Annotated in this window: 19 protein-coding genes; 16 read left to right on the top strand and 3 right to left on the bottom strand. The window is 47.3% G+C overall.

Going from position 1 to position 24,649, the window contains the following annotated elements; translation table 11 throughout:
- Positions 1-35 precede the first annotated feature (35 nt).
- The 4 genes from mutY to OS145_RS09245 all read left to right on the top strand — a co-directional run bounded on the left by mutY (position 36) and on the right by OS145_RS09245 (position 3,855).
- Entirely contained in the window at positions 36-1,073 is a 1,038-nt protein-coding gene (gene mutY, locus OS145_RS09260) for an A/G-specific adenine glycosylase (protein WP_006956130.1), read from the top strand.
- Complete coding sequence (locus OS145_RS09255) at positions 1,070-1,342, top strand: oxidative damage protection protein (protein WP_006956129.1); 273 nt, start codon at positions 1,070-1,072, stop codon at positions 1,340-1,342. Before mutY ends, OS145_RS09255 begins: the two co-directional genes overlap by 4 nt.
- Positions 1,343-1,489: 147 nt before the next feature.
- Positions 1,490-2,605: a glutamate 5-kinase gene (proB, locus tag OS145_RS09250; protein ID WP_006956128.1), complete on the top strand. Its 1,116-nt coding sequence runs from the start codon at positions 1,490-1,492 to the stop codon at positions 2,603-2,605.
- Complete coding sequence (locus OS145_RS09245) at positions 2,602-3,855, top strand: glutamate-5-semialdehyde dehydrogenase (RefSeq protein WP_006956127.1); 1,254 nt, start codon at positions 2,602-2,604, stop codon at positions 3,853-3,855. Before proB ends, OS145_RS09245 begins: the two co-directional genes overlap by 4 nt.
- Positions 3,856-3,935: 80 nt before the next feature.
- On the opposite strand, the gene OS145_RS09240 is transcribed toward OS145_RS09245, so the two are convergent.
- Both OS145_RS09240 and OS145_RS09235 read right to left on the bottom strand, forming a co-directional pair.
- Complete coding sequence (locus tag OS145_RS09240; RefSeq protein WP_006956126.1) at positions 3,936-5,930, bottom strand: 3-deoxy-D-manno-octulosonic acid kinase; 1,995 nt, start codon at positions 5,928-5,930, stop codon at positions 3,936-3,938.
- 2 nt (positions 5,931-5,932) lie between these two features.
- On the bottom strand, positions 5,933-6,685 hold the full coding sequence (locus OS145_RS09235; RefSeq protein ID WP_006956125.1) for a hypothetical protein: 753 nt from the start codon (positions 6,683-6,685) through the stop codon (positions 5,933-5,935).
- Between the two features lie 114 nt (positions 6,686-6,799).
- On the opposite strand from OS145_RS09235, the gene OS145_RS09230 reads away from it, so the two are divergent.
- Genes OS145_RS09230 through OS145_RS09220 form a run of 3 tightly spaced genes read left to right on the top strand, consistent with a single transcriptional unit; the run spans position 6,800 to position 9,577 of the window.
- On the top strand, positions 6,800-7,465 hold the full coding sequence (locus OS145_RS09230) for a flavin reductase family protein (RefSeq protein ID WP_006956124.1): 666 nt from the start codon (positions 6,800-6,802) through the stop codon (positions 7,463-7,465).
- Entirely contained in the window at positions 7,458-9,014 is a 1,557-nt protein-coding gene (locus OS145_RS09225; RefSeq protein ID WP_006956123.1) for a cryptochrome/photolyase family protein, read from the top strand. Before OS145_RS09230 ends, OS145_RS09225 begins: the two co-directional genes overlap by 8 nt.
- A gap of 2 nt (positions 9,015-9,016) precedes the next feature.
- The gene (locus tag OS145_RS09220) at positions 9,017-9,577 is read left to right on the top strand and encodes a lipocalin family protein (RefSeq protein WP_006956122.1); all 561 of its coding nucleotides are present in this window, start codon (positions 9,017-9,019) and stop codon (positions 9,575-9,577) included.
- Here the strand turns inward: OS145_RS09220 and OS145_RS09215 are convergent.
- Positions 9,574-11,337 carry a DEAD/DEAH box helicase gene (locus OS145_RS09215; protein WP_006956121.1) on the bottom strand — a complete coding sequence of 588 codons (1,764 nt, stop codon included), beginning with the start codon at positions 11,335-11,337 and terminating at the stop codon, positions 9,574-9,576. The two genes, OS145_RS09220 and OS145_RS09215, sit on opposite strands and share 4 nt — an antisense overlap.
- Positions 11,338-11,641: 304 nt before the next feature.
- On the opposite strand from OS145_RS09215, the gene OS145_RS09210 reads away from it, so the two are divergent.
- The 9 genes from OS145_RS09210 (at position 11,642) to nspC (ending at position 24,489) form a co-directional block, all read left to right on the top strand.
- A complete protein-coding gene (locus OS145_RS09210) occupies positions 11,642-13,099 on the top strand; it encodes an NAD-dependent succinate-semialdehyde dehydrogenase (protein ID WP_040488065.1) in 1,458 nt (485 codons plus the stop codon).
- On the top strand, positions 13,096-14,481 hold the full coding sequence (locus OS145_RS09205; protein ID WP_006956119.1) for an aldehyde dehydrogenase family protein: 1,386 nt from the start codon (positions 13,096-13,098) through the stop codon (positions 14,479-14,481). The genes OS145_RS09210 and OS145_RS09205 overlap by 4 nt, the downstream gene beginning before the upstream one ends.
- 72 nt (positions 14,482-14,553) lie before the next feature.
- Entirely contained in the window at positions 14,554-15,405 is an 852-nt protein-coding gene (trxA, locus tag OS145_RS09200; RefSeq protein ID WP_006956118.1) for a thioredoxin, read from the top strand.
- 53 nt (positions 15,406-15,458) lie between these two features.
- Positions 15,459-16,526 (top strand): cell division protein ZapE, encoded by a 1,068-nt coding sequence (gene zapE, locus OS145_RS09195; RefSeq protein WP_006956117.1) that lies wholly within the window; start codon positions 15,459-15,461, stop codon positions 16,524-16,526.
- A 164-nt stretch (positions 16,527-16,690) separates the two neighbouring features.
- A complete protein-coding gene (locus OS145_RS09190) occupies positions 16,691-18,109 on the top strand; it encodes a sodium-dependent transporter (protein WP_006956116.1) in 1,419 nt (472 codons plus the stop codon).
- Positions 18,100-19,869, top strand: a complete 1,770-nt coding sequence (locus OS145_RS09185; protein ID WP_131382168.1) for a GNAT family N-acetyltransferase — start codon at positions 18,100-18,102, stop codon at positions 19,867-19,869. The genes OS145_RS09190 and OS145_RS09185 overlap by 10 nt, the downstream gene beginning before the upstream one ends.
- Positions 19,870-19,933: 64 nt before the next feature.
- Complete coding sequence (locus OS145_RS09180) at positions 19,934-22,084, top strand: prolyl oligopeptidase family serine peptidase (RefSeq protein WP_006956114.1); 2,151 nt, start codon at positions 19,934-19,936, stop codon at positions 22,082-22,084.
- 70 nt (positions 22,085-22,154) lie between these two features.
- Complete coding sequence (locus OS145_RS09175; protein ID WP_006956113.1) at positions 22,155-23,354, top strand: saccharopine dehydrogenase family protein; 1,200 nt, start codon at positions 22,155-22,157, stop codon at positions 23,352-23,354.
- Between the two features lies 1 nt (position 23,355).
- Positions 23,356-24,489, top strand: a complete 1,134-nt coding sequence (gene nspC, locus OS145_RS09170; protein WP_040488062.1) for a carboxynorspermidine decarboxylase — start codon at positions 23,356-23,358, stop codon at positions 24,487-24,489.
- The last annotated feature ends 160 nt before the right edge of the window (positions 24,490-24,649 follow it).

The raw sequence follows: 24,649 nt of genomic DNA, 5'->3' as shown, positions 1-24,649 counted from the left end.
GAACTAACGTAACTTGATAAAAGTCAGAGGCCTTAATGAATGAGCAGTTTTCAAGCCATGTATTAAGTTGGTTTGATAAGTTCGGGCGCAAGACGCTTCCATGGCAACTTAATAAAACGCCTTATCGGGTGTGGTTGTCAGAAATTATGCTACAGCAAACCCAAGTCAATACCGTTATCCCCTATTTTAAGCGATTCGTAGAGCGCTTTCCATCACTTCCCGACTTAGCCGAAGCCGAACAAGATACCGTGCTCAGTTTATGGACGGGATTAGGCTACTATGCACGCGCTCGCAACCTCCATAAAGCCGCACAGCTCGCTGTCGAGCGATATGACGGCCAGTTACCCGACTCTCAGGCTGAACTCGAGACGCTACCCGGCATCGGTCGTTCTACAGCAGGCGCAATATTATCGCTAGGTTTTGGCAAGCCTGCAGCTATTCTCGACGGCAATGTAAAACGTGTGCTAGCTCGCTATTTCGGTGAGTCAGAATGGCCCGGTAAAACAGCGGTACAACGATCGTTATGGCAACACTCTGAAGCGCTCACACCCGCTCACCGACATGATGATTATAATCAGGCAATGATGGATTTGGGCGCTCTGGTCTGCACGCGAAGCAAGCCGGATTGTCAGGCTTGCCCTCTTAGGAGCGATTGTCTCGCGTATCAAGAAGACACGGTCGCGACTATCCCAGCGCCTAAGCCTAAAAAGGAAAACCCGACTCGCACCGTTTATCTGCTCATTCAACGGGATATCCAAACATTATCCATTTTGCTAGAGCAGCGACCAGCAACAGGAATTTGGGGCGGACTTTGGAGCTTTCCAGAGTACGAGAGTAAATCAGCACTCTTGAACTCAGCGCCAGCTCATCCCGAACAATTGATCGAATTATCACCATTTAAGCACGTTTTTAGTCATTTCACCCTGCATTGTTATCCGATCGTAGTTGACAGTCACGCTACAGATGCCATTAATGAAAGAAAGCAACGCTGGGTGCCACTCCACGAGGATATTGAACTGGGGTATTCGGCAGTTACAGTAAAACTATTTAAAAAACTAAAGGTACTAAAATGAGCAGAACCGTTTATTGCGAATTTTTACAAAAGGAAGCTGAGGGACTCGATTTTCAGCTCTATCCTGGTGAGCTAGGTGAACGTATATTTAATCACATTTCCAAAGAAGCTTGGGCCGAGTGGCAGAAGAAGCAAACTATGCTAATTAACGAAAATCGTTTAAATATGATGGCGGAAGACGATCGAAAATTCCTTGAAGAACGTATGAAAGAATTCCTATTCGAAAGAAAGGATGTCACGGTTGAGGGTTACACCCCGCCAAGTGATTAATGGATGCACAAATTCACTAACACAGTGATTTATTTTTGACTAATATATTGACAATAGCTTTGGCTTATGAAGCTTTAAAGCTCTGTGAGTAGAGAAAAAAAAGCCAATCTGTTAGACTACTAACGAATTCATGAAAAGGGAGTCTATATGAAAGCGCCATCCTGGCGAAGAGCCGTCCTAAAGGTAGGCAGTGCGCTCATTGCGCCAGATGAAACCGGAGTGAGTACCAAGTACCTACTGCCAATCGCTCGTTTCATCAACGAGTGTAGAGAACGCGGCCAAGAGGTCGTACTCGTTTCTTCAGGCAGTGTTGCCGCTGGAAGAAAGCATATTCCATTTGAGCATCAAAAGTTACCCGTCACCGTTCGTAAAGCCATGTCAGCTGTAGGACAGAACGAAATGATGGCGTATTGGTCGCGCTTTTTTGACTTTCCATGCGCCCAACTCTTGATGACGCACAGTGATTTACGTGACCGTGCACGTTACGTAAGTATCAAAAACACACTGAATAGATTGTTAGAACACAACATTTTACCTGTTGTGAATGAAAATGATGCACTTGCCACTGATGAAATGAAAGTGGGCGACAACGATAACTTGGCGGCGATGGTCGCAACGCTCGTTGACGCAGATGCATTATTTATTTGCTCAGACATCGATGGACTTTATGACGCCGATCCGAATGTGAACCCAGACGCCAAGAAAATTCCTGTGGTTGAGCAAATCGATGAAAGTATTTTCTCGCTAGCAGGCGGCTCTGTCAGTGCGGTTGGCACAGGCGGCATGAGAACAAAAGTCGAGGCTGCAGAAAAAGCGACTTCACACGGTATTGATACCTATATTGTGAACGGCCGCAAAGGCGAGACTTTTGAATCGCTGTTGCAAGGCGAGATTCCTGGCACTTTATTTAGACGTCAATCAGACCCCATTAGTAACAAGAAGCACTGGTTACGTCACACGCTCGTCGCGCAAGGCGAGATTTTAATCGATGAAGGTGCAGAAAAAGCTTTATTAGAGAACGGTGCGTCACTGTTAAGTTCCGGTATTGTCGATGTTCAAGGCGACTTTGACCGAGGCGATGCGGTACTCGTCCGCAGCGCAAATGATACAGACGCAATCGCTAAGGGTATTTGCCAATACAGTTCTCACGAACTATTACACATCAAAGGTCAGCAGACGGAAGATATTGCTGAACAATTTGGTTACAGCCCAATTACAGAAGTGATTCACCGTGACGATTTGATGATTTTGGAGGACTCATGAGTCAAGATTTAGCACAACAGATTGCCAAACGTGCGGCCGATGCGGCACACGCGGTGGCAACACTGTCAGAACAAGAGAAAAACGCCGTACTACAGAAGATGGCGAATGCGATTCGTGCACATAAAGATGAAATTCTTAAAGTGAACGAAACGGACATGAAAACAGGCAAAGAAAAAGGTCTGAGCGATGCAATGATGGATCGTCTTCATTTAACTGAAGAACGTGTTGAAGGCATGGCGACGGCTATCGAAGAAATTATCGACCTAAAAGATCCAGTGGGTGACAGCTACCTGTTAGAAGAACGCCCTAACGGATTAAAAATCGAAAAAATGCGTATTCCGCTGGGTGTCATTTGCATGATTTATGAAGCACGCCCGAATGTCACAGCGGATGCGGGAGCACTGTGCTTTAAATCTGGTAATGCAGTCATCTTGCGTTGTGGTCGCGAAGCAATCGAAAGTAGTAAAGCTATCGCTGATGCACTGCATGAGGCTTTAGAGCAAAGCGGTTTACCAAAAGATGTGATCACTGTAGTACCAACGCCAGATCGCGAAGTCATGACCGAGCTACTGCAGCAGAAAGACTACATCGATTTGGTGATTCCTCGCGGCGGCGAAGGCCTCATTCATTTCGTGAGCGATACCAGTAAGATCCCAGTGATTCAACATTACAAAGGCGTGTGCCATCTTTATGTTGATAAAGATGCCGACCTTGATAAAGCGCTCGCCATCTTGCTTAATGGCAAGACCCAACGCACAGGTGTATGTAATGCGCTGGAAGGTCTGCTAGTCCATCAAGATATCGCTGATAAGTTCTTACCGATGGCAGCCAAAGCATTGGCAGAAAAAGACGTGACCATTCACGCTTGCAACAAATCGGTGGGCTATTTTGACGGTGCTGATGAAATTTCAGTCGATGATTTCGGCCAAGAGTATCTTGCGCTTGAAATCGCTGTCCGTACCGTTGATGACTTTGATGGTGCACTTGAGCACATCAAACGTTTTGGCAGCGGACACACCGAAGTCATCGTCACTGAAAACGATCAGACAGCTAAGCGTTTCATTCGCGAAGTTGATTCTGCAGTGACCATGGCAAATGCATCTTCACGCTTCTCTGACGGCGGTCAGCTTGGCTTAGGCGCTGAGATTGGTATCTCAACCAGTAAGCTGCATGCATACGGTCCAATGGGCTTACAAGCGCTTACAACTGAGAAGTTCGTAGTGACAGGTAACGGACAGATTCGCGACTAATCATTTAGGTTGCGACGGTACAAAAAAGGCCTGCTAAGTTAAACTTGGCAGGCCTTTTTATTAGACGTTTAGAGTAAGTGCTAACCTTTTTCGTAACCGGTCAATAACTCGGGCCAATCACGGCTCTCTTTCCAATAAAAGGTATCGTACTTAGCTTTTTCTTTCTTCAATGAGCGCAGTAACCTGTCTAAGTTTTCCTTTTTCCACTCACCGGGCTCTCTAAATCCACACTTATCAAAATCAACGATCCAAGGCTTATCATTATCATCGAGCATGATATTGTGGCAATTCAAGTCTGAGTGGAACACGTTCTTATCGTGCAACTGACGTATCGCAGCACCTAAAGACTGCCATTGCTCTACATTCAATTGACGTTCACGGAGCAATCGGTAAACATCCACAGCGCCAGGAATCACTTCAACTAAAATATCTGCGGTGTAACTCATGACACCCACTTTGCGCATACGTGCAGCAATAGGCCGAGGTACAGGTAAATTTTGATTGCGTAGCTTTACCAACAAATCAAACTCTGCGATAGCACGGCTTCGCTCTACCGGCTCTCGCATAAACTTATCTTTATTGACCTTACCTACAAGTCCACCGCGGTAATAGTGCCTCAACACCATGCCGTGATCCCCCTGTTGAATAAACCAAACAGTTGCACGGCCCGTCGCATTGCCTGCTATGGCCTTTTTCTGCTGCCAATATTTGGCAGAAAAAAAGTTATCCTCAAATTCTGGCAACACGTCCTTATCAAACTTAATCACATCACGTTTTGTCGTAAATGTCGCTATCATTTGCTGTCCTATATCGCTAAATCTTTGCGCATGCTTAAGCATACGTCGACTGGCGCCCTGATGCGTGCTAAGCACGTTTTCAGCGGCACTTACGCTCGTTTTTCTCAATGAATCATTATCAAATAAATATTGCAGTGGTGTGGCAAGATCTAAGTCCTTAACCCAATGCACAGCCCGCTGCTCGTCTAACAGCCGATACACCTCGGCAAAATTAAATATCTTTCTTCCGCTAACGACAGCTGAACCTGCCGCTACGGCTTCAAGCGGATTATGTCCGCCGCGCTCAATTAAGCTTCCACCGACAAAAGTCACTTGAGCAATACTGCACCACTTCAACATCTCGCCAATTGAGTCGGCTAGCAACACATTACAGTCCGATGGGACACCTTGATCACTCAACTCACTACGGCGCATCCAAACGAGTTCAGAACTCTGAAGTTGCGCTGCAACTTCATCAAACCGCTCAGGATGACGTGGTGCCCAAATCAGCAGCATCGCTGGATACGTTTCTAACAGTTTTTGATGCGCGCTCAGTACCGCTTGTTCCTCGCCTGGGTGCGTACTTGCAGCCAGCCAAACTAAGTGTTCTCCGCGCAATTTCAGTAATTCCTCTGCGGCTACTTTTTCTGATGTGGGCACGGAAACATCATATTTCAAGTTACCATCAATATAGAGCCTCGTATCTCTTACCCCCAAACATAACATACGCTTTGCTGTGGCACGCGACTGTGCGCCAACATAAGCTAGGCTGTGCCAGCTTTCACGCATGAGTTTCCCGACTCGGGCGTAACCGCGTGCTGAACGTTTTGATAGACGGGCGTTGAGGAGACTCACAGGAATATGACGTTGGCCGGCGTGATACACCAAATTAGGCCAAAGCTCAGTTTCCATCACCCAAATCGCGCGCGGTCTGAGCTTCGACAGGAAGCTCCGCACTGCACAAGGGTGATCGATAGGCAAGTAACACACAGACACCCTATCACCAAAACTTTGCTCGATGAGACGACGTGCAGTAGGCGTCATGCAACTAATCGTGATGGGGCTATGCGGAAACTCTTCAATAGCTTGTTGAATCAACTGACGCGCAGCGATGGTCTCACCCACCGATACGGTATGGATGAGTAATCCGTTTTGCTCAGTGTCAGTAACCTCCAAGCGACCCAGTCGCTCCCAATGATGCGCTCGATAACCAGCATCTTTTCGGCCTCTGTAATAAAACCAAGCAAGCGCCAGCGGTGCGACACCTGTCATCACACCGCTGTAGAGCCAACGTAACATGCTTATTGCCAGTATTCAGCTATCCAACGGGTTGGTAGCACTTTACGATACCACTTACCGCTACGACCCGCTAACGCATCATCGGGATGTGGCTTACCGTGGAAAATAATAACGCGCGCATCTTCGGGGATCCGCGGCTGTTGGAAAAAGCTCAACGGGAACGGTCGAATACAATGACGTTTGAAGCTTCGACACCACTTCTCTGGCCAATACTTCAGACGATTTTGGCGGTCGACAAATTGTGTAATGTACTCTTGTTCGTTGCGAACAGACTCCGTTGCTTTCTCGGGATCGGCCTTTAAATAATCCAGCGCATCCTCGTGAGCCCCCGCTTCAAAACGGAATACCGAGGTATTACCGGTAGCATCTGACTTGTCCCACTCTTTTATAACCATGAAGTCACCTTCCGGTTTAAAAAAGTCATCGAGCGAACCAACAATGACGATGTCCAAATCAAGAAACAATGTGGGTCCGGTTAAATCAGAGAGAGGATTCGCAAAACACGTTAACTTCAACCACCCATGCGCTTTCGCCCATGCTTTCTTCTCGTCGAAGTCTTCAAACCCAATTTTTGGAATCGGCTTAACTTCGACCTCATCACGAATACCTTCTGCTTCGTCTGTAAAGCATACAAACCGATAGGGTAAGCTAAGGTTACGGCTGACCATCGAGTACAATGTATTGACGTAGTCGTTCCCGTATTTGTCACCCCATTTGATGCAGATTACATTAACTTTTTGTTGTGCGTCGCTCATAACGGCTCCCTAATCATTTAATCTGCCCATAATGCCACAAATTAAAGCAGTTCGGTATTAGATCCTATCCCTAGACTAGCACGTAACTGAAAGCAAAAGAGGAGTATTCAACTTATGACAAAGCATATCGCTCAGGCCGACTTGGCTAATATGGATAACCGTCATCGTGTTAATTTCATCAACTCATTATCGGGTTATAAAAGCGCTAACTTAATTGGTACTAGTAGCCGTAAAAATGAAGACAACTTGGCAATCGTCAGCTCAGTGGTTCATTTAGGCGCTAACCCTCCCCTCATTGGTTTCATCATGCGCCCCGATTCAGTTGAGCGCCATACATTGGAAAATATCGAAGAAACAGGTGTTTATACGATTAATCATGTATCCCAATCGATAGTTAAAGCGGCACATCAAACGGCAGCGCGATACGATAGAAAGGTATCGGAGTTTGAAGCAACCGGCTTAACGCCTGACCGTTGTAATGGTTTTCACGCCCCTTTCGTTAAAGAAAGCCCGCTCTCAATGGGTGTAAAGCTCGTCGAAATTACTAATATTACGCACAATGGTACCGACTTTGTCATTGGCGAAATTCAATGGATTCAAACTGACGAGGAGGCGATCCAAGAAGATGGCTTTATTGATTTGAACACATTAGAGACCGTCGCGGTATCTGGCCTTGATAGCTATCACAGCGCCTCGAGACTATTTCGACTCAGTTATGCTAAACCCGATAAAGCCCTAGAGGAGATCCCTCTCAAGGGGGCAGACACGTACGATGAGTGACATAAGGGAAGTTCGCTTAGTATTGGGCGACCAGCTTAACGCGAAGCACACTTGGTGGCGCACGCAGCATGATAACGTGCTGTACGTGATGATGGAGATGCGCCAAGAAACTGATTACGTCAAACACCATATACAAAAGATCGTTGCTTTTTTTGCCGCGATGCGTAATTTTGCCAGCGCCATTGAGCAAGCAGGTCATCGAGTTCATTACATGAAACTGGATGATGCAAACAACACCCAGTCACTTACGCAGAACTTAGCGGCCATATTAGCCCAGCACCCCAACGCGAAGCTGAGCTGCATGCTGCCCGACGAGTACCGGGTTGATCATCAACTCCGTAGCTGGGCGGGGAAAGAAGATATACACATTGACTGGGTCGACAGTGAGCACTTCCTTACCCAACGAACTGTTTTGGCTGAGTGGTTTCCCGGTCGTGATAATTTTTTGATGGAGAGCTTTTACCGTCGCGTACGAAAGCAGTTCGATATCATGATGGAGGGCGACAAACCCGAAGGTGGTCAGTGGAACTATGATCATGATAACCGTAACAAGCTACCAAAAAGTAGCTCTGTTATTGCCCCAAGCTGCCCAGCGAATGATGTCACAGATATTCACCAAATGGTGACACAACAGGATATTAATTACTTTGGAGACATCGATCCTCAACACTTTATTTGGCCGACCACACGCAAGCAAGCTCGGGATATTTTATCATTCTTTTGCCAACACCAATTAGCTCACTTTGGCACCTACCAAGATGCGATAACGGATACTGAAGTGCACGATCACGCATGGAGCTTGTACCATTCACGTTTATCATTTGCGATGAACAGCAAAATGTTACATCCAATGGAAGTCGTGAACGCAGTTCTCACTCATTGGCGCGAAAATGAAGGCACAATCAGTATCAATCAAGTTGAAGGGTTTATTCGACAAATTATTGGTTGGCGAGAATTTATCCGCGCCATTTACTGGCATCACATGCCTGAATATAAGAATCTTAATGCGCTCGGACATCAACGCGATCTGCCGAAGTTTTTTTGGGATGGTGAGACACATATGCGTTGTCTATCGCAAGCCATTAAACAGTCTTTAAAGTACGCTTACGCACACCACATTCAACGTCTTATGCTGACTGGAAATTTTGCACTATTAGCGGGCTGCGATCCCGATCAAGTCGATGGATGGTATCTCGGCATTTATATTGATGCACTCGAGTGGGTAGAACTCCCTAATACCCGTGGTATGAGTCAATATGCTGACAATGGTGTGCTAGCCACCAAACCCTATATTTCAAGCGCAAATTATATAAAGAAAATGAGTCACCATTGTTCTCAGTGTCGCTATAATCCGGATAAGAAAACTGGCGAGGGGTCATGTCCGTTTAATTCGCTTTATTGGCAATTCTTGGCTCGACATGAATCACACTTTAGTAATAATCAACGCATGGCAATGATGTATTCGGTGTGGAACAAGAAAACGCAAGAAGAACAAAAGGCGCTTGCCAAGCAAGCAGAATATTATTTAAACAACATGGATGATTTATAATCATGAGTTATTTAAACAAGTCGTTACTCGGTCTCTTATCTTTATTTGTGTTGTTCGCCCTACCCGGCTGCAAATCTGACCCGACGCCCGTGGCGCCGACAGTAAAACAGTTCTCAGCGGAAAAATATTTGGGCAAATGGTATGAAATTATCCGTATGCCGCACAGCTTTGAAGAAAACCTGCAAGGCGTCACCGCAGAGTACCGACTCAACGCTGACGGCACTATCGAGGTGACTAATCGCGGTTATAATGTAGTGGATGACGAATGGCAGACCGCAATTGGCAAAGCCGAGCCTGTAGAAGGCATGTCAGCCGCTTACAAGGTAACCTTTTTCTGGCCGTTTTATGGGGGATACTATGTCAGCTGGTTATCACCCAACTACAAAATGGCGATTGTTACGAGCGATTCACACGACTACTTTTGGTTTTTGGCGCGCTCACCTAATGTCGATCAAAGCGATATTGACTTTGCATTAGCTAAAGCAAAACAGTGGGGATATGATATCGACCAGATGATTATCACACAATCTCTGGCCGACATCGGGTTAGCTAACGCCGATTAATTGAATCGACGTGCAGCAGGTTGACCTTTACGCGGAGCGCGGCGGCGATTGTCGCCGTTGCCTTTACTCGCGCGAGGCGGCATTTTCTTAAGCGGACTATCAGATAACTCAAGTGCCATCGGCTGCTGACGCACGCGTGTGCGTTGCAACGCTTTCTTCAATTCAGCAGGCATCCCTTTGGGCAGTTGTACCAACGAGTGCTGTGCGAACAGTTGAATCTGACCAATGAATTGGCTATCGATCTCAGCTTCATTGGCGATGGCACCCACGATATCGCCTGGACGCGCACCGTGGTCACGGCCGACCTGAATCTTATAAGTATCGAACTCGCTATCCGGCACACGTTTAGTGGTCGCGCGTACACGCTTTTCACCACGCTGAGGACGTCCGTTATCACGATCAGCACGCTCTGCGCGTTCAGGACGCGGACGACGCTCTTCTTTCACGAACAACGGCTGTTGCTGGTTACGTTGAGCCAATAGGCTCAGCGCGATCTGTTCAGCGGTCATCGACCCGTCAGCTAACCAACTGCTGAGAAGCTTCTGAACGTTGCTGTCAACATCCGACTCAAGTTGCTTCAATAGGCTTTGCTGCAATTGCTCTTGGCGGAAGCGACTCAGTTCTTCTGCTGAAGGTACGTCAAAGTATTCAATTGAACCGTTCGTCAGTTTTTCATAATGACGTAACAAGTGACGCTCTTTACCGCGATAGAACAAGATAGCCTCGCCGCTACGACCTGCACGACCGGTACGACCGATACGGTGAACGTATGACTCGGTGTCACTCGGTAGATCGTAGTTAATGACGTGAGTAATTTCGGGTACATCAAGACCACGCGCGACAACGTCTGTTGCTACGAGCACTTTAATGTGGCCGCTACGCAATTGAGTGACTGTTTGTTCACGTTGTGCTTGGTTCAAATCACCACTCAAAGGTGCTGCACGGAATCCTTGGCGCTGTAAAAGCTCTGCCACGTCCATAGTATCTTGACGCGTACGCACGAACACTAACGCGCGTTGATATTCAGTCACTTCTAAAAGACGAGTCAATGCTGTCATTTTAGTCATGCCCATGACTTTCCATGCGCGCTGACGAATGTTCGCCTTCGCCTGCTCTACGGGAGCAATACGAATGTTCACAGGATCCGTCAAGTACGTTTTGGCTAACTTACGAATAGCGGTTGGCATCGTCGCCGAGAACAACGCACGTTGTGCGGTATCCGGCACCGACTGTAAAATAGTTTCGATGTCTTCAATAAAGCCCATGTTTAGCATTTCATCGGCTTCATCCAACACAGCAAAGCGCAGTCCGTCAAGCTTCAACACTTTCTTGTTGAGTAAGTCGATCAATCGACCTGGCGTACCAACAACTACAGACGCGCCACGTTTTAGCGCTTGAATTTGTGGCCCAAAGGCGCTGCCGCCATAAACGGTTGCGACTTCCATACCCTTCATTTGCTTAGAGAAGCTTTCGATGGCATCAGCGACCTGGATCGCGAGCTCACGGGTCGGCGTCACGACAAGCATCTGAGTTTGACGTTGATTCGCTTCAATTGAAGCTAAAGCTGGCAGTGAAAACGCGGCGGTTTTACCCGTGCCGGTTTGCGCTTCACCCAATACATCATTCCCTTCCAATAAGCTAGGAATGGCTTGTTGTTGGATAGGTGTAGGTTGTGTAAAACCTAGCGCTTCAAGTTGATTTAAGACAACAGAAGGCAATGCCATGTCTTGGAAAGACACAGCGGTAGTATCATTTTTCATAAAAATCTCAAAGTCATAAGGTGGTTATAAACCACGATGTGTGTTCGAGGGTTTCGCCCGGCCACCATTATGCTTTTGAGCATCTCTAGAAATTAGGCTTACCCTTACTCGGTCGCAGATTGCGTGTTTCATATACACGGATAACTGCGAGGCGCGAATTGTACCTAGTTATTGGAAAATTACAACTCATTTGTATACGTTTTATGCATTTACACAGAGATAGTCATTTATTTTTCTAAAAAACTGAACCATTCCATTAGTTTTTGCCTACATTGATATACTAACCCGAATAACAGGAGGCGTTATGTCATCTCACTCTATGTCGTCACTCACAAAGCAGGATTGTTTCATTGAGGGGCATTGGGTACCGACGGAAAAACGGTTCGCCGTTACAAACCCTGCCAATGGCGAGGTAATCACAGAAGTGGCCGACGCGGATGGCGATCTCACGAAGCGAGCCATCAACGCCGCTGAAGTAGCACTCGCTAAATGGCGTGCCACATCCACTCAAGAGCGCGCAGCACTGTTGCGCAAGTGGTATCAAGCCATCATGGACAACAAGCAGGCTTTGGGCGAACTGATGAGCGCCGAGCAAGGCAAACCTGTTCCTGAAGCTGTTGGTGAGGTCGAGTACGGTGCTAGCTTTGTCGATTGGTTTGCCGGTGAAGCGGAACGCATCAACGGCGATATTCTACCAATTACCGATAACAGCAAGCGTGTCATGGTGATCAAACAACCTGTGGGTGTATGTGCCGCGATTACGCCTTGGAACTTCCCGAACGCAATGATCACGCGCAAAGTCGCGCCTGCGTTGGCAGCTGGTTGCACCATCGTTGTTAAACCACCACAACTGACACCCTTATCAAGTCTCGCTCTGGCTCAGCTCGCCAGTGAAGTCGGTATTCCGGACGGGGTCATTAATATTTTACCGACCACGGATTCGAAAACCGTGGGCGAAATTCTGGCAACATCAAAACAAGTTAGAAAACTGTCTTTCACTGGTTCAACGGGTGTCGGCAAGATCTTAATGAAGCAATGTGCCGAGAACGTTAAAAAGATCTCGCTCGAACTCGGTGGCAATGCACCCTTTATCGTGTTCGATGATGCCGATTTAGATGCAGCCGCCGAACAGTTGATGGCGTGCAAATTCCGCAACGGCGGTCAAACTTGTATTTCAGCGAACCGTGTGTTGGTACAAGATAGCGTGAAAGAAGAGTTCATTAAGAAAGTGGTCTCTAAAGTTAAAGCGCTTAATGTGGGTCCAGGTGATAAAGAAGACGTCGATCTGGGACCATTGATTGATCAAGACGCTGTCGATAAAGTTCAACGTTTAGTCATCAGTGCTAAATCCGATGGCGCAGAGATAGAAGAAGGCGGATCAGTGATGACCGATCTGGGCGACTTATTCTATGCCCCGACGGTGATTTCGGGTGTGACTCAGGACATGGAAATCACGCAAGAAGAAATTTTCGGTCCCGTCATCGCAATTTCGAGTTTTGAAACTGAGGAAGAAGCGATTCAACAGGCGAACGACACTCCGTTCGGTCTTGCTTCCTACTTTGCCGCTAAAGATACTGCACGCATATTCCGAGTCAGTGAAGGGCTTGAATATGGCATGGTTGGCGTTAATACGGGCGGTATCTCACACGCCTATAACCCCTTTGGCGGAATTAAAGAATCGGGTATTGGACGTGAAGGGTCAAAATACGGTATAGATGAGTACTTGGAAATTAAGACCATCACGTTAGGCGGCCTTGAATGAGCACGACCCCATCAATAGCTGAGTTATTTGATTCACTCAGTAACACCTACAAAACCGGGCTTTCACGCCCGGTTTTTTGGCGTAAACAACAGCTAGAAGGCATTAAAAACTTTCTCACAAAAGAGCAGTCTTCGATCGAGCGCGCCCTCACGCAGGACTTGGGTAAACATCCAAGCGAAAGTCGATTAACTGAGCTCAACTATTTATTAAGTCACATCGATTACACACTGAAGCACCTCAATAAGTGGGTTAAACCGACGCGTGTGAAAACGCCGTTACTGGCTTGGCCTGGCTCAAGTCAGCTCTATCCTGAACCGCTCGGTACCGTGCTTATTTTAGGGGCGTGGAATTATCCCCTGCAGCTACTTATCGCGCCAGCTATTGCCGCCATTGCGGCTGGAAATTGTGTGATACTGAAGCCATCAGAACATGCGCCAAACACCGCAGAGGTCATCGCCAATAAGCTGGGCGACTATATCGACAATCATGCGATTAAGGTTGTCACCGGTGATGTCTCGGTTGCTAACGAACTCACCCAACAACCTTTTGATCATATTTTCTACACTGGCGGTAGTAATGGTGCTAAAGCTGTTTTACGTAACGCAGCGCAACACCTGACACCCACAACACTAGAGCTCGGTGGTAAAAGTCCGGCGATAGTAAGTGAAGATTGTGATATTGAGGTCACCGCTCGACGCTTGGTCTGGGGCAAATACCTTAACGCCGGTCAGACCTGTATAGCACCGGATTATGTGCTGGTTCAGGACAGCATTCGCGATACGTTGATAAGCAAAATCAAAGAGCAAATCGAACTGTTTTACGGCAGTGACCCGCAACAGAGCGATGATTACGGTCGAATTATTAGTGCCAACCATTGGCAACGTCTCGTAAAGCTACTCGACGACACAGACATCATCAGTGGCGGAGACTATCAGCGTAAAGATAACTACATCGCGCCCACACTCATCAACTTAGATGGACTGGACAGCGAGCACCCACTTCATCACGAAGAGATCTTTGGTCCGCTACTCCCAATCAAATCAGTGACGTCCATACAAGCCGCCATTGATTACGTGATAGCAAAGCCGAAACCGTTAGCGTGCTATGCCTTTAGTAAAAATAATCGCACCCTAGAACAAGTTAAGCACCAAGTCAGTGCCGGAAGCTACTGCGCAAACGATACGTTGATGTTTATGCTTAACGAGGAGCTTCCGTTTGGAGGCGTTGGCCAAAGTGGCATGGGTCGTTATCACGGTAAATTTGGTTTTGACACGCTCAGTCACCAAAAGGCAGTCATGAAACGTTCCTTTAAGTTCGACGTAGCGCTGCGTTATCCTCCTTACACCAAACTTAAAGACAAGCTGCTGGCGTGGCTCAAGTAATGATGCCATTGAATTTTCTATGGGTTGCCCCGATGTTGCTATGTATTGATACAATTAAATAAAGGCTGACTCATGGCACAAAGCAATATTGTCGACATTACGCTACAAAATTTTCAGCAAGTTTTATTAGAAGGCTCCAAAGAGCGATTAGTGATCATCGATTTTTGGGCCGACTGGTGCGAGCCTTGCAAACAATTAATGCCGGTATTAGAACGTATTGCGAGCCAATACCCCGACGACATTACCTTGGCAAAAATTAATTGTGACGAGCAACAAGAGCTTGCCATGCAGTTTGGCGTTCGTAGTTTGCCTACCGTAGCCTTCTTTAAGGACGGTCAGCCCGTTGACAGCTTCGCGGGGGTTAAATCTGAAACTGAAATCATGACAATGCTCGAACCCCATTTGCCAAGCCCAGCCGATAGTTTTATTCAAAATGCACAACAAGCGCTTGCCGAAGGCAACGCTGCAGAAGCTTACACTCAAGCCAAACAGGCTTTTGACATTGATAATAGCAACATGACTGCCATCAAATTACTGGCTGAAGCAGCGGTCGACCACGGTCGTTTAGCACAAGCTAAGGAGCTCGCGGCGACGATCCCAATGGTCGAGCAAGATAGTGACTATCAACGGATCATGAGCAAAATCGAACTCGCTGAAGATAGCGCCGACTCGCCAGAGATTAAAGCACTACAAGCGCAGGTCGAGGAAGAGCCAGATAATAGCGAATTAAAAATCAAACTCGCGCTACAATTGCACCAGTCGCACCGAGATGAAGAAGCCATTTCATTGTTATTTGAAGTAATGCGAAAGGATCCCGCACGCACTGAAGCTAAAAAATATGCACTCGACGTTATCAATCAATTACCTGACGGTGATCCGCTTGCATCGAAGGCGCGTAGAACTCTTTACAGCATGATGTATTAATGGCTGTTCACTAGCAACGAGTTCGGCCGGTTCCCTCAACCGGCCGCTTTTTTATGATAAAGACACAGTATCAAAGCCTTATTCACTCAGGAAAATTGCAAGCGGATGCACTGCAAGAATCTGTGTGCGCTCGTCTTGATATTCTGCGCCAGCAACTTGTTCAATATGCGCATCCACAATCTGTTTATATTTACGGTCCCGTCGGTCGCGGTAAGTCGATGTTGATGGATTTGTTTTATAGTAGCCTAGCCGTACCGAGCAAAATCAGATTACATTATCACCACTTCATGAAGCGCATTCATGATCAGCTCAATCAACACCAAGGCGAAGCGAACCCCCTATTAACTATCGCTGACGCATGGGCGCGAGAATATCGAGTGATATGTTTAGATGAGTTTATCGTCGAAGACATTGGTGATGCCATGCTGTTAGCTAATCTCTGGCAGGCGTTGTTCAGTCATGGTGTCACCCTCGTCACGACCTCAAATACACCACCGTCAGAGCTGTATCGGGGCGGTCTTGCACGGCACCGCTTTGAACCCTTCATTCAGTTGCTCGAGCGACAATGCCAAATCATTGACCTTGATTCAGGTATTGATTACCGCCGACTAAAACAGGGTGAAGCGCCGTATTACTTTATTGAGCAGTCAGCACAAGACTTTCAGCAGCAAGTCGCCGCACACTTTGGTCAGTTATCTGATAATAAGCCAGTGACCATCATGAACCGCGACTTACCTTGTATATGTCGTTCAGAAAAGACGATTCTGTTTGACTTCGCTCAGCTCTGTTCGGGTCCAAGAAGCCAGCGTGACTATATGGAACTCGCGGAGCACTATAAGCAGATCGCCGTTGATAAGGTTCCACGTTTTACTTTTAAGCCGAAAAACTCAATTCAACAAGGAGTCGAGGACGGCTACCAACGCGACGCAGCGCATCAACACGAAAGTCACTTGGACAATGAGGCTCGCCGTTTTATCGCGTTAGTCGATGAGTGCTACGATCGAGGTTGCTTACTCATACTTAATGCTGCCGATGAGCCCGACCGCCTGTATCAGGCTGAGTTACTTAAGTTTCCGTTTCAGCGCTGTGTGTCACGAATTATAGAAATGCAGTCTTGGTAAACCGCAGAACCTCTTAAATTTCCTTATTAAACCTACGCTTTACACCTTTAATCGCAGAACAGGCGGGCGCATGCTTGCCGAGCGCCCTGCCCCTTGCTAGGATTGCTTAAATTTTTGGCTCGCTATATAGAGCTCTACAATAACAATTAAAAAGAAGGAAACTAATGAGCGAACAACGCGATCAATTCAGTTCCAAGATCGGGTTTATCCTAGCTGCCGCAGGTTCAGCGGTTGGTATTGGTAACCTGGTTGGATTCCCTGTCGCTGCAACTAAAAATGGTGGCGGAGCGTTTCTTTTAATCTATGCACTCTTTGTTGCATTTATATGTCTACCCGTCATGCTTGCCGAAATGGGGCTTGGCCGAAAAGCTCAAAAAAATCCGCTCGGCTCTTATTTAGCATTAGGCAGTGGCAAACCATTTTGGAGCTTTTCGGGCTTCTTAGCTGTTCTCACTCCTTTCATGATCGCTATATTTTATATGGTCATCACTGTCTGGATTTTCGGTTATCTTTACCATGCCGCCATCGGTGACCTCAATAAACTAGCGGACCCGAGTTACTTCGGTCAATTTGTCAACGACTACAGCTTTGTTGGTTTCCTTGTCGCGGTGACGTTAATCGTCAACATTATTCTCATGGGCGGCGTTCGCCAGGGTATTGAGAAAGCGGCTAAATTCCTGATGCCAGCGTTATTTATTATGCTGATTTTACTCGTTATCTTTGTACTTTCATTAGATAACGCATCGCTCGGCATTCAGTTCTACTTAGTTCCTGACTTTAGCAAAATTGATGGTTCGGTAATCAGTGGCGCCCTCTCACAGGCATTCTTCAGCTTGTCACTCGGTATGGGCATTCTCATCACTTATGGCTCTTATTTTAGCCGCAAGGACGATATTGTAACCTCCGGTAAGCTTGTCGCAATTACAGACACCGCGGTCGCTTTCACCGCAGGCCTTATGACCTTGCCGGCGATATTCGCAATTAACCCGAATACCGACCCTAACTCACTTAGCGATTCTTCGGTAAGCATGATCTTTTCATTCTTCCCACAAATTTTTATCGCTTTAGAAGCATCAATTGGATACGTTGGCGCCAGCATTGCAGCCACCATTTTCTTCTTGCTCGCTTTTGTAGCTGCCATTACCTCGTTGGTTTCTATTATCGAGGTACCGACGGCAGCCATCATTCAACAACGTGGCACGTCGCGTAAAAAAGCACTATCAATTATGTGTGCAGCGACCACAGTACTCACAATTATCGCAGCCACTTCATTTGGATTTATACCAGCATTTACCGAGTTTGTTAGTTACGGCGGCGCTACAAAGTCTGTGTTTGATGTCATTTACGATGTGTTTTATGACACCATTTTACCGCTTAACGGTTTGCTCATTTGCTTATTTGTTTGGTGGCACTGGCGGTATAGCAGCCTTGAAAAAGAGTTATCTGAGGGTAATAGCAATTATCCCAATACATTCTTAGCCAAATACGTACGTGTATCCATTACCACCTTTATTCCTGCCATCCTATTTGTGGTATTCGTCAACACCGTATTAAGCAAATTCTTTGGCATCACGTGGTTCTAGAGAATACTGACTTTAGACAGTTACGTATCATGTCAGATGGGGCTCTTTTGAGCCCCTCTTTTGATACTCCTCCCGAAAACCTTTCGCTTTATTTATCTGACTCTGATACAGCAGCCCATGCAGCCAGCAACCGTTATAGAGACTATCTTGGACACGAGTTCAACCAAGTTGTCATTGACTGTCGAAACCAACTGAATTTTGATGCCATAGCTTCTTTGTGTGGCACTTTAGTCGCCGGTGGCGAGCTAGTGCTACTGACGCCACAACGGCCTTCTCCCGCGTTACAGCGGCTCATCGATTGTTGGCAAATGCGTTCGCCCATTGAGACCACAAGCGATGCTAAGCCACCTTCACTGCCTACGGCAGCCCAACAGGACCTTGTCCAACAGTTGCAGGACAAGGAATCTGTGCATATCGTTATTGCATCACGAGGTCGTGGTAAAAGCAGTTGTTTAGGGACAGCGCTTGCTCAAGCCGACAACGCAAGCCAATGTATTGTCACAGCGCCCAGAAAAGCTAATGCTCAAGTATTACTGAAACACGCACCTCATGCTCACTTTGTTGCATGGGACACACTGATTGATCAACCTGGCTCAACAGAGCGACTCATTATCGATGAAGCGGCAGGTATTCCTTTATGGGCGATTCAAAAGTTGGTGCAAAAGTATCCGGCGTGGATGCTAGCGACAACTGTAGATGGTTATGAGGGGTGTGGCCGAGGCTTTGCTATTCACTTTGTCGAGTGGGCCGAACGGACGTTTGCTCACGTGAAGATGCACACATTAAAAGACCCCATCCGTTGGTTAACGGGTGACCCTTTAGAGCATTGGCTACAGCAAGCATTACTGCTGAATGCGGCGCCACGACAATTAACCCAGTCAATAGATAGCGGCGTTTATCATGCCAGCAAGCTACCAGAGGATGCTCTGCACCAAGCGTTTGAGTTACTACTCGAAGCCCACTACCAAAGTAGTCCAAATGATCTCAAACTATTACTCGATGAGCCGCAGCATTACCTTTACTTGCACGTTAACAATGGCTCTGTCATCGCGGTTGCCTGGCTCGCGCTAGAAGGCCCACTGGCAGATGACCTCGCTTTGCAAGTGCAATTAGGCAAACGACGTCCAGCTGGAAATTTATTGCCTCAAAGTCTCACTTACTTTCTGCAAAGCCCCCGTCTAGCGGCCTTACGATGGTGCCGAGTGAGTAGAATCGCCGTCCAAGAAAGTCACCGTCGACAGCATATCGCCTCGAATATCCTCAATGCCGTTCAACACTGGGCAGCAACGCAAAACGTGCATGCGCTCGGTACAAGTTTTGGTTACGATCCAGGTTTAGCTCAATTTTGGCGTGCCAACGGCTACCACCTGATCCGGCTCAGTAGTAAGCAAGATCGCGTCAGCGCGCGCTATGCATCGCTTTGGGTCTTCCCAATAACAGCTGACGCTGAAGCGTTGTGTACGCCTCTTTGTGAATGGGGTGCCGCTCAGCTGCGTTGGTGGTTTAACGGCCAGATTCCATCAAACACACTCGACGCTACCACAAACGCTTTACTCAGCGCCTTTAAAGAAGCCATTTTGCCGCTAGACAGTGTGCTATTTGCCTGTGCGTTAGTCAGCAACCATGATGCGCTCACATTTACTCCATCTGACTTTGCCGTACCTCAAAACGCGATGCAGTCACTCAAACATACTTATAAAGCAGATTCCTTCAAACAACTCAGCGCACTAATACGTTCAGATATCGCTAAAATTCTGTAAAGCGATTGAGTCACTGAGTCAGGGTTCATAGAATAGTACGTTCATTTCACCAAAGGGATATCCTATGAAGCACACACGGTTTGCTAGCCTGTTAATTTTCGCTTTAGTCTCAGCGTGCTCGAGTCAGAACGAAAAACCAGCAGCCAAGCCTGAGAATCCCTATGGCTATCCCACTCTTGCCTCAAAATCCGTGACCGATAACTATCACGGCGAGGAGGTCACTGACGACTTTCGCAGCCTAGAAGATGAACAGCACTCGGAAGTAGTAAAGTGGCTAGCGGCAGAGGACCGTTATACAGAACAACGCTTAGGTCAGTTAAGCAGCGCTGAGTTTATTCGACAACGGCTGACAGAGTTATCAAATTACGAACGTACCAGTGCGCCTACCGAAGTCGCTGGACATTGGTTCTATCTGCAAAACGATGGCTTGCAAGATCAGTCGGTACTCTACGTACGTCAATCAGACTCGGGCGCACCACATATCGTGATCGATCCCAACCAACTTGATCCCTCTGGCACGACCTCGATTCACGACTATAGTGTATCGCCTGATGGCAAGACTATCGCTTACTCGTTGAGCGAACAAGGCAGCGACTGGGTTGATTGGTACATCACGCCAGTTGCCGAGCCAAAACCGCCCGCGCAACCAGTGATCAGTGGTGTGAAGTTTACTCCACTCGCCTGGACTATGGACTCGAAGGGGTTTTACTACAGTCGCTATCCGCAAAGCAGTGATGGCGGTTATGATGGCCAAGCACCGGTTCAAACATACTTCCACAAGCTAGGTTCGGCACAAACACAAGACAAACGGATTGCAACCGGGATAAAAAATGACAGCTATATCTATACGTTACCCGATACCTCTGCATTATTGATCAAAGAGACGTCTGGCTTTGACAAAAATCGTTGGTACTTACTGGCAGATGTAAAGCAGCCCAACGAACTGATTGCCATAAACTTTCCTGATAATGAATTTGCCACGTTTATCGGCCGCAGCGGACAATCACTTATATTTAAACTGCGGGGTAAGCAAGGTCGAGGGTTACTCGCTGCATTAGATATCCAGCAACCGCAACAATCTCAGAAAATCGTGGTAGAGGAACAACAGCAAACGTTAGCTGACGCCGTTGTGATTAATGATCAGATCATTGCTCATTATTTAGATAAAGCTCAGTCACGCTTAGTCATTTTTAGCCAAGAGGGGCACGTGTTAAGGGAGTTAGCGCTACCTGGGCAGGGCCATATTTCGGAGCTCACAGCAGATAAAATCGGGCGTGAGGCTTTCTTTAAATTTGAACAGTTCACTCAACCTGGCAGCATCTATCGCTACCAAGCAGAACAGCAACGCACGACACTTTGGCGTTCATTCAAACAGCCGGCAGGCGTCGACAGCTATCAAGCTAAACAAGTTACCTACACCTCATCTGATGGCCAGCCGATCCCAATGTTTATCGTTGGTAAAGATGTTAAATCCGAGCCAACAGCACGTCCTACGCTGCTCATCGCTTATGGTGGTTTTGGTATCTCGATGCTTCCTACATACAACCCTGCTTGGTTGACGTGGTTGGAACTCGGTGGCCAAGTCGCAATTGCCAATGTCCGCGGTGGTGGCGAGTTCGGCGAACAATGGCACGACGCAGGCCGATTAACCGGTAAGCTACAGGTCATTCGTGATATTAAAGGCGCCGCCGAATATCTACTTAGAAACCAGTATTCCACGCGCGACCAGTTAGCGTTTTACGGTCGCAGCAATGGCGCAATGCTAGGTGCTGCAGTGATGGCGGAGTCGCCCGAGTTGTTTAACGTCGCGTTACTTGATAATGGCTTGTTTGACATGCTGCGCTATCAAACGGCCAACGCCAACGCCAAAGCGTGGGCGACCGAATATGGACTGAGTAGCGATGCGTCGCAATTCAATACGCTCTATAACTATTCGCCACTGCACAATATCGAAAAACCAAGCTGTTATCCGGCGACTATTGTCAGCACATCCCAAAACAATACTCGCGTGGCGCCCTGGCACAGTTATAAACTTGCTGCTGCTTTGCAACGCGCGCAAAACTGCGACAAACCGATACTACTGCTTACACAGCCTTCTGCTGGTCACTTAAATGATCGACCAACATGGATGACCATTGAACACGTTAGCAAGCTTTGGACATTTGCGGCAAATAAGCTCAACATGACAGTTACACAAGGCAAAGATAGCGAATGAAGCACTGATAATTTTATGCTATCTTTCGCAGCAAGAAATGATACTGCATTTACGATAGAGGATAGAGCGAATGTCTAAGGTTTTAATCATTGGCGCGGGCGGTGTTGCCGGCGTAGTTGTACAAAAATGTGCCAAGCTGCCAGAAGTGTTCTCAGAAATTCATTTGGCAAGCCGTACCCTTTCTAAGTGTGAAGCCTTGCAGGAACAAGCCGGCGCCGATCGCGTAGTAGGTGTGTATCAGGTCGACGCTGACGATTCTGCTAAAGTCGCGGATCTGATTCGCCAAGTGCAGCCTAAACTAGTCATCAACGTAGCCCTGCCATACCAAGACTTACCAATCATGGACGCGTGTTTGGAAACCGGCGTGCACTACCTCGACACTGCTAACTATGAACCAAAAGATGAAGCTAAATTCGAATATTCTTGGCAATGGGCCTATCAAGAACGCTTCAAAGAGAAGGGGCTGATGGCGCTGTTAGGCGCGGGATTCGATCCGGGTGTGACTAACGTATTCACAGCCTACGCTGCTAAACACTACTTCGACGAGATTCATTATCTCGATATCGTCGATTGTAATGGCGGTGACCACGGACAAGCCTTTGCGACCAACTTTAATCCAGAAATCAATATTCGTGAAATCACGCAAAAAGGTAAGTTCTGGGAAAATGGCGAATGGCACGAAACCGATCCAATCAGCGTCCGCAAGGATTTAGATTATCCCAATGTTGGCGAACGTCCTTCTTATCTGCTGTATCACGAAGAGCTTGAATCTTTGGTTAAGCACTTCCCAACTATCAAGCGCGCGCGTTTCTGGATGACCTTTGGCGACCAATACTTGACGCATTTGCGTGTGTTGGAGAATGTTGGCATGACGTCAATCAAGCCCGTTCAGTTCCAAGGACAAGACATCGTACCGCTTGAGTTTTTAAAGGCCGTATTGCCTAACCCAGGCTCGTTAGCAGAAGGCTACACCGGTAAAACTTGTATTGGTACCTATGTAACAGGTATGAAAGATGGCAAAGAGAAAACCATCTTTATTTACAATAACTGTGACCATGCTGAAACGAACAAAGAAGTAGGCGCACAAGCAGTCTCATACACTACTGGCGTACCCGCTATGATTGGCGCGGCAATGATGTTGCAAGGCGAATGGATGAAACCAGGCGTTTGGAACATGGAACAATTCGACCCAGATGAATTCATGAATCGCCTAAATCAGTATGGCTTGCCTTGGCACGTTACTGAGTGTGAGCAGCCTTTTGGTGAGTAATATGAACAAGTACCTGCGTGAGGATATACCCTCGCCTTGTTACGTACTCGACGAAGCATTGCTGCGTAACAATCTAGAGTTGATGAAACGTGTGCAAGTAGAAAGTGGCGCCAGTATCATTCTGGCGCTTAAGGGCTACTCGATGTGGTCTGCTTTTCCGCTTATCAAGCAGTATTTGAAAGGATGTACAGCAAGCTCGGTTTGGGAAGCTCAACTCGCTGCCGATAAGTTCGGCAGCGAAGTCCATGCTTATGCTCCAGCCTACAAGGCTGAGGATATCAAACAGTTGTTGCCGATTGTTAATCACATCTCTTTTAATAGCATCTCGCAATGGGAAGCCTACGCCGACCAAGCAAAGGCGGCAGGCGTATCCGTTGGTTTGCGGGTCAATCCCGAACACCAAGAGGCCGATACCGAACTCTATGATCCCAGTGCACCGGGATCACGACTGGGTGTACGCGCAAGTGAGCTTGAAAACGTCTCACTAGACGATGTAGAAGGCATACACGTACACAACCTATGTGAATGCGATTCCTACGCTTTAGAGCGGACGCTCGCAGCCGTAGAGAACAAGTTTGGCGATTTATTGCATCAGGTGAAGTGGTTAAACCTGGGCGGCGGTCATTTAATGACGCGCGAAGGGTATGATGTTGACCATCTAATTAGCCAGTTGCAACGGTTAAAAGCGACTTACAACTTGGACATTATTTTAGAACCCGGATCAGCAGTTGCTTGGCAAACGGGTCCATTGGTCTGTGAAGTAGTGGATATTGTCGAGAACCAAGGTTCTATCGCACTGTTAGACATCTCCGCTACTGCGCACATGCCCGACGTTCTTGAAATGCCATACCGACCGCATATCGAGGGTGCAGGGTTACCTGCTGATAAACCTTACCGATACCGCCTTGGTGGCAACAGTTGTTTGGCAGGTGACGTCATCGGCGAATACAGCTTTGATGAGCCGTTAAAACCCGGCGACCGATTAGTCTTTGCCGACATGATGCATTACACCATGGTAAAAACAACGTTCTTTAATGGTGTACAACATCCAGATATTGGCATTCTGCGTGAAGACGGCAGTTTTGAACGTATCCGTCATTTTACGTACGAAGATTTCCGCTCTCGCTTATCCTAAGAAACCTGAAAGCCCCTAATTTAAGGGGCTTTTTGCTTCCTCTACGACTGACGGCGGCATCAACTCTGCGAGTTGCTCCATTCGTTGCGCGATTGCCTGATGAGTCCTTTTATCGGCAGTAACTGATTCATGTAACCACCGGTAGACGCTTTTGAAGTCG

The organism is Idiomarina baltica OS145 (assembly GCF_000152885.1).
Classification (GTDB): Bacteria; Pseudomonadota; Gammaproteobacteria; order Enterobacterales; family Alteromonadaceae; genus Idiomarina; species Idiomarina baltica.
The sequence above is the reverse complement of the archived record's forward strand: the minus strand, read 5'-3'. Positions and strand labels throughout refer to the sequence as shown.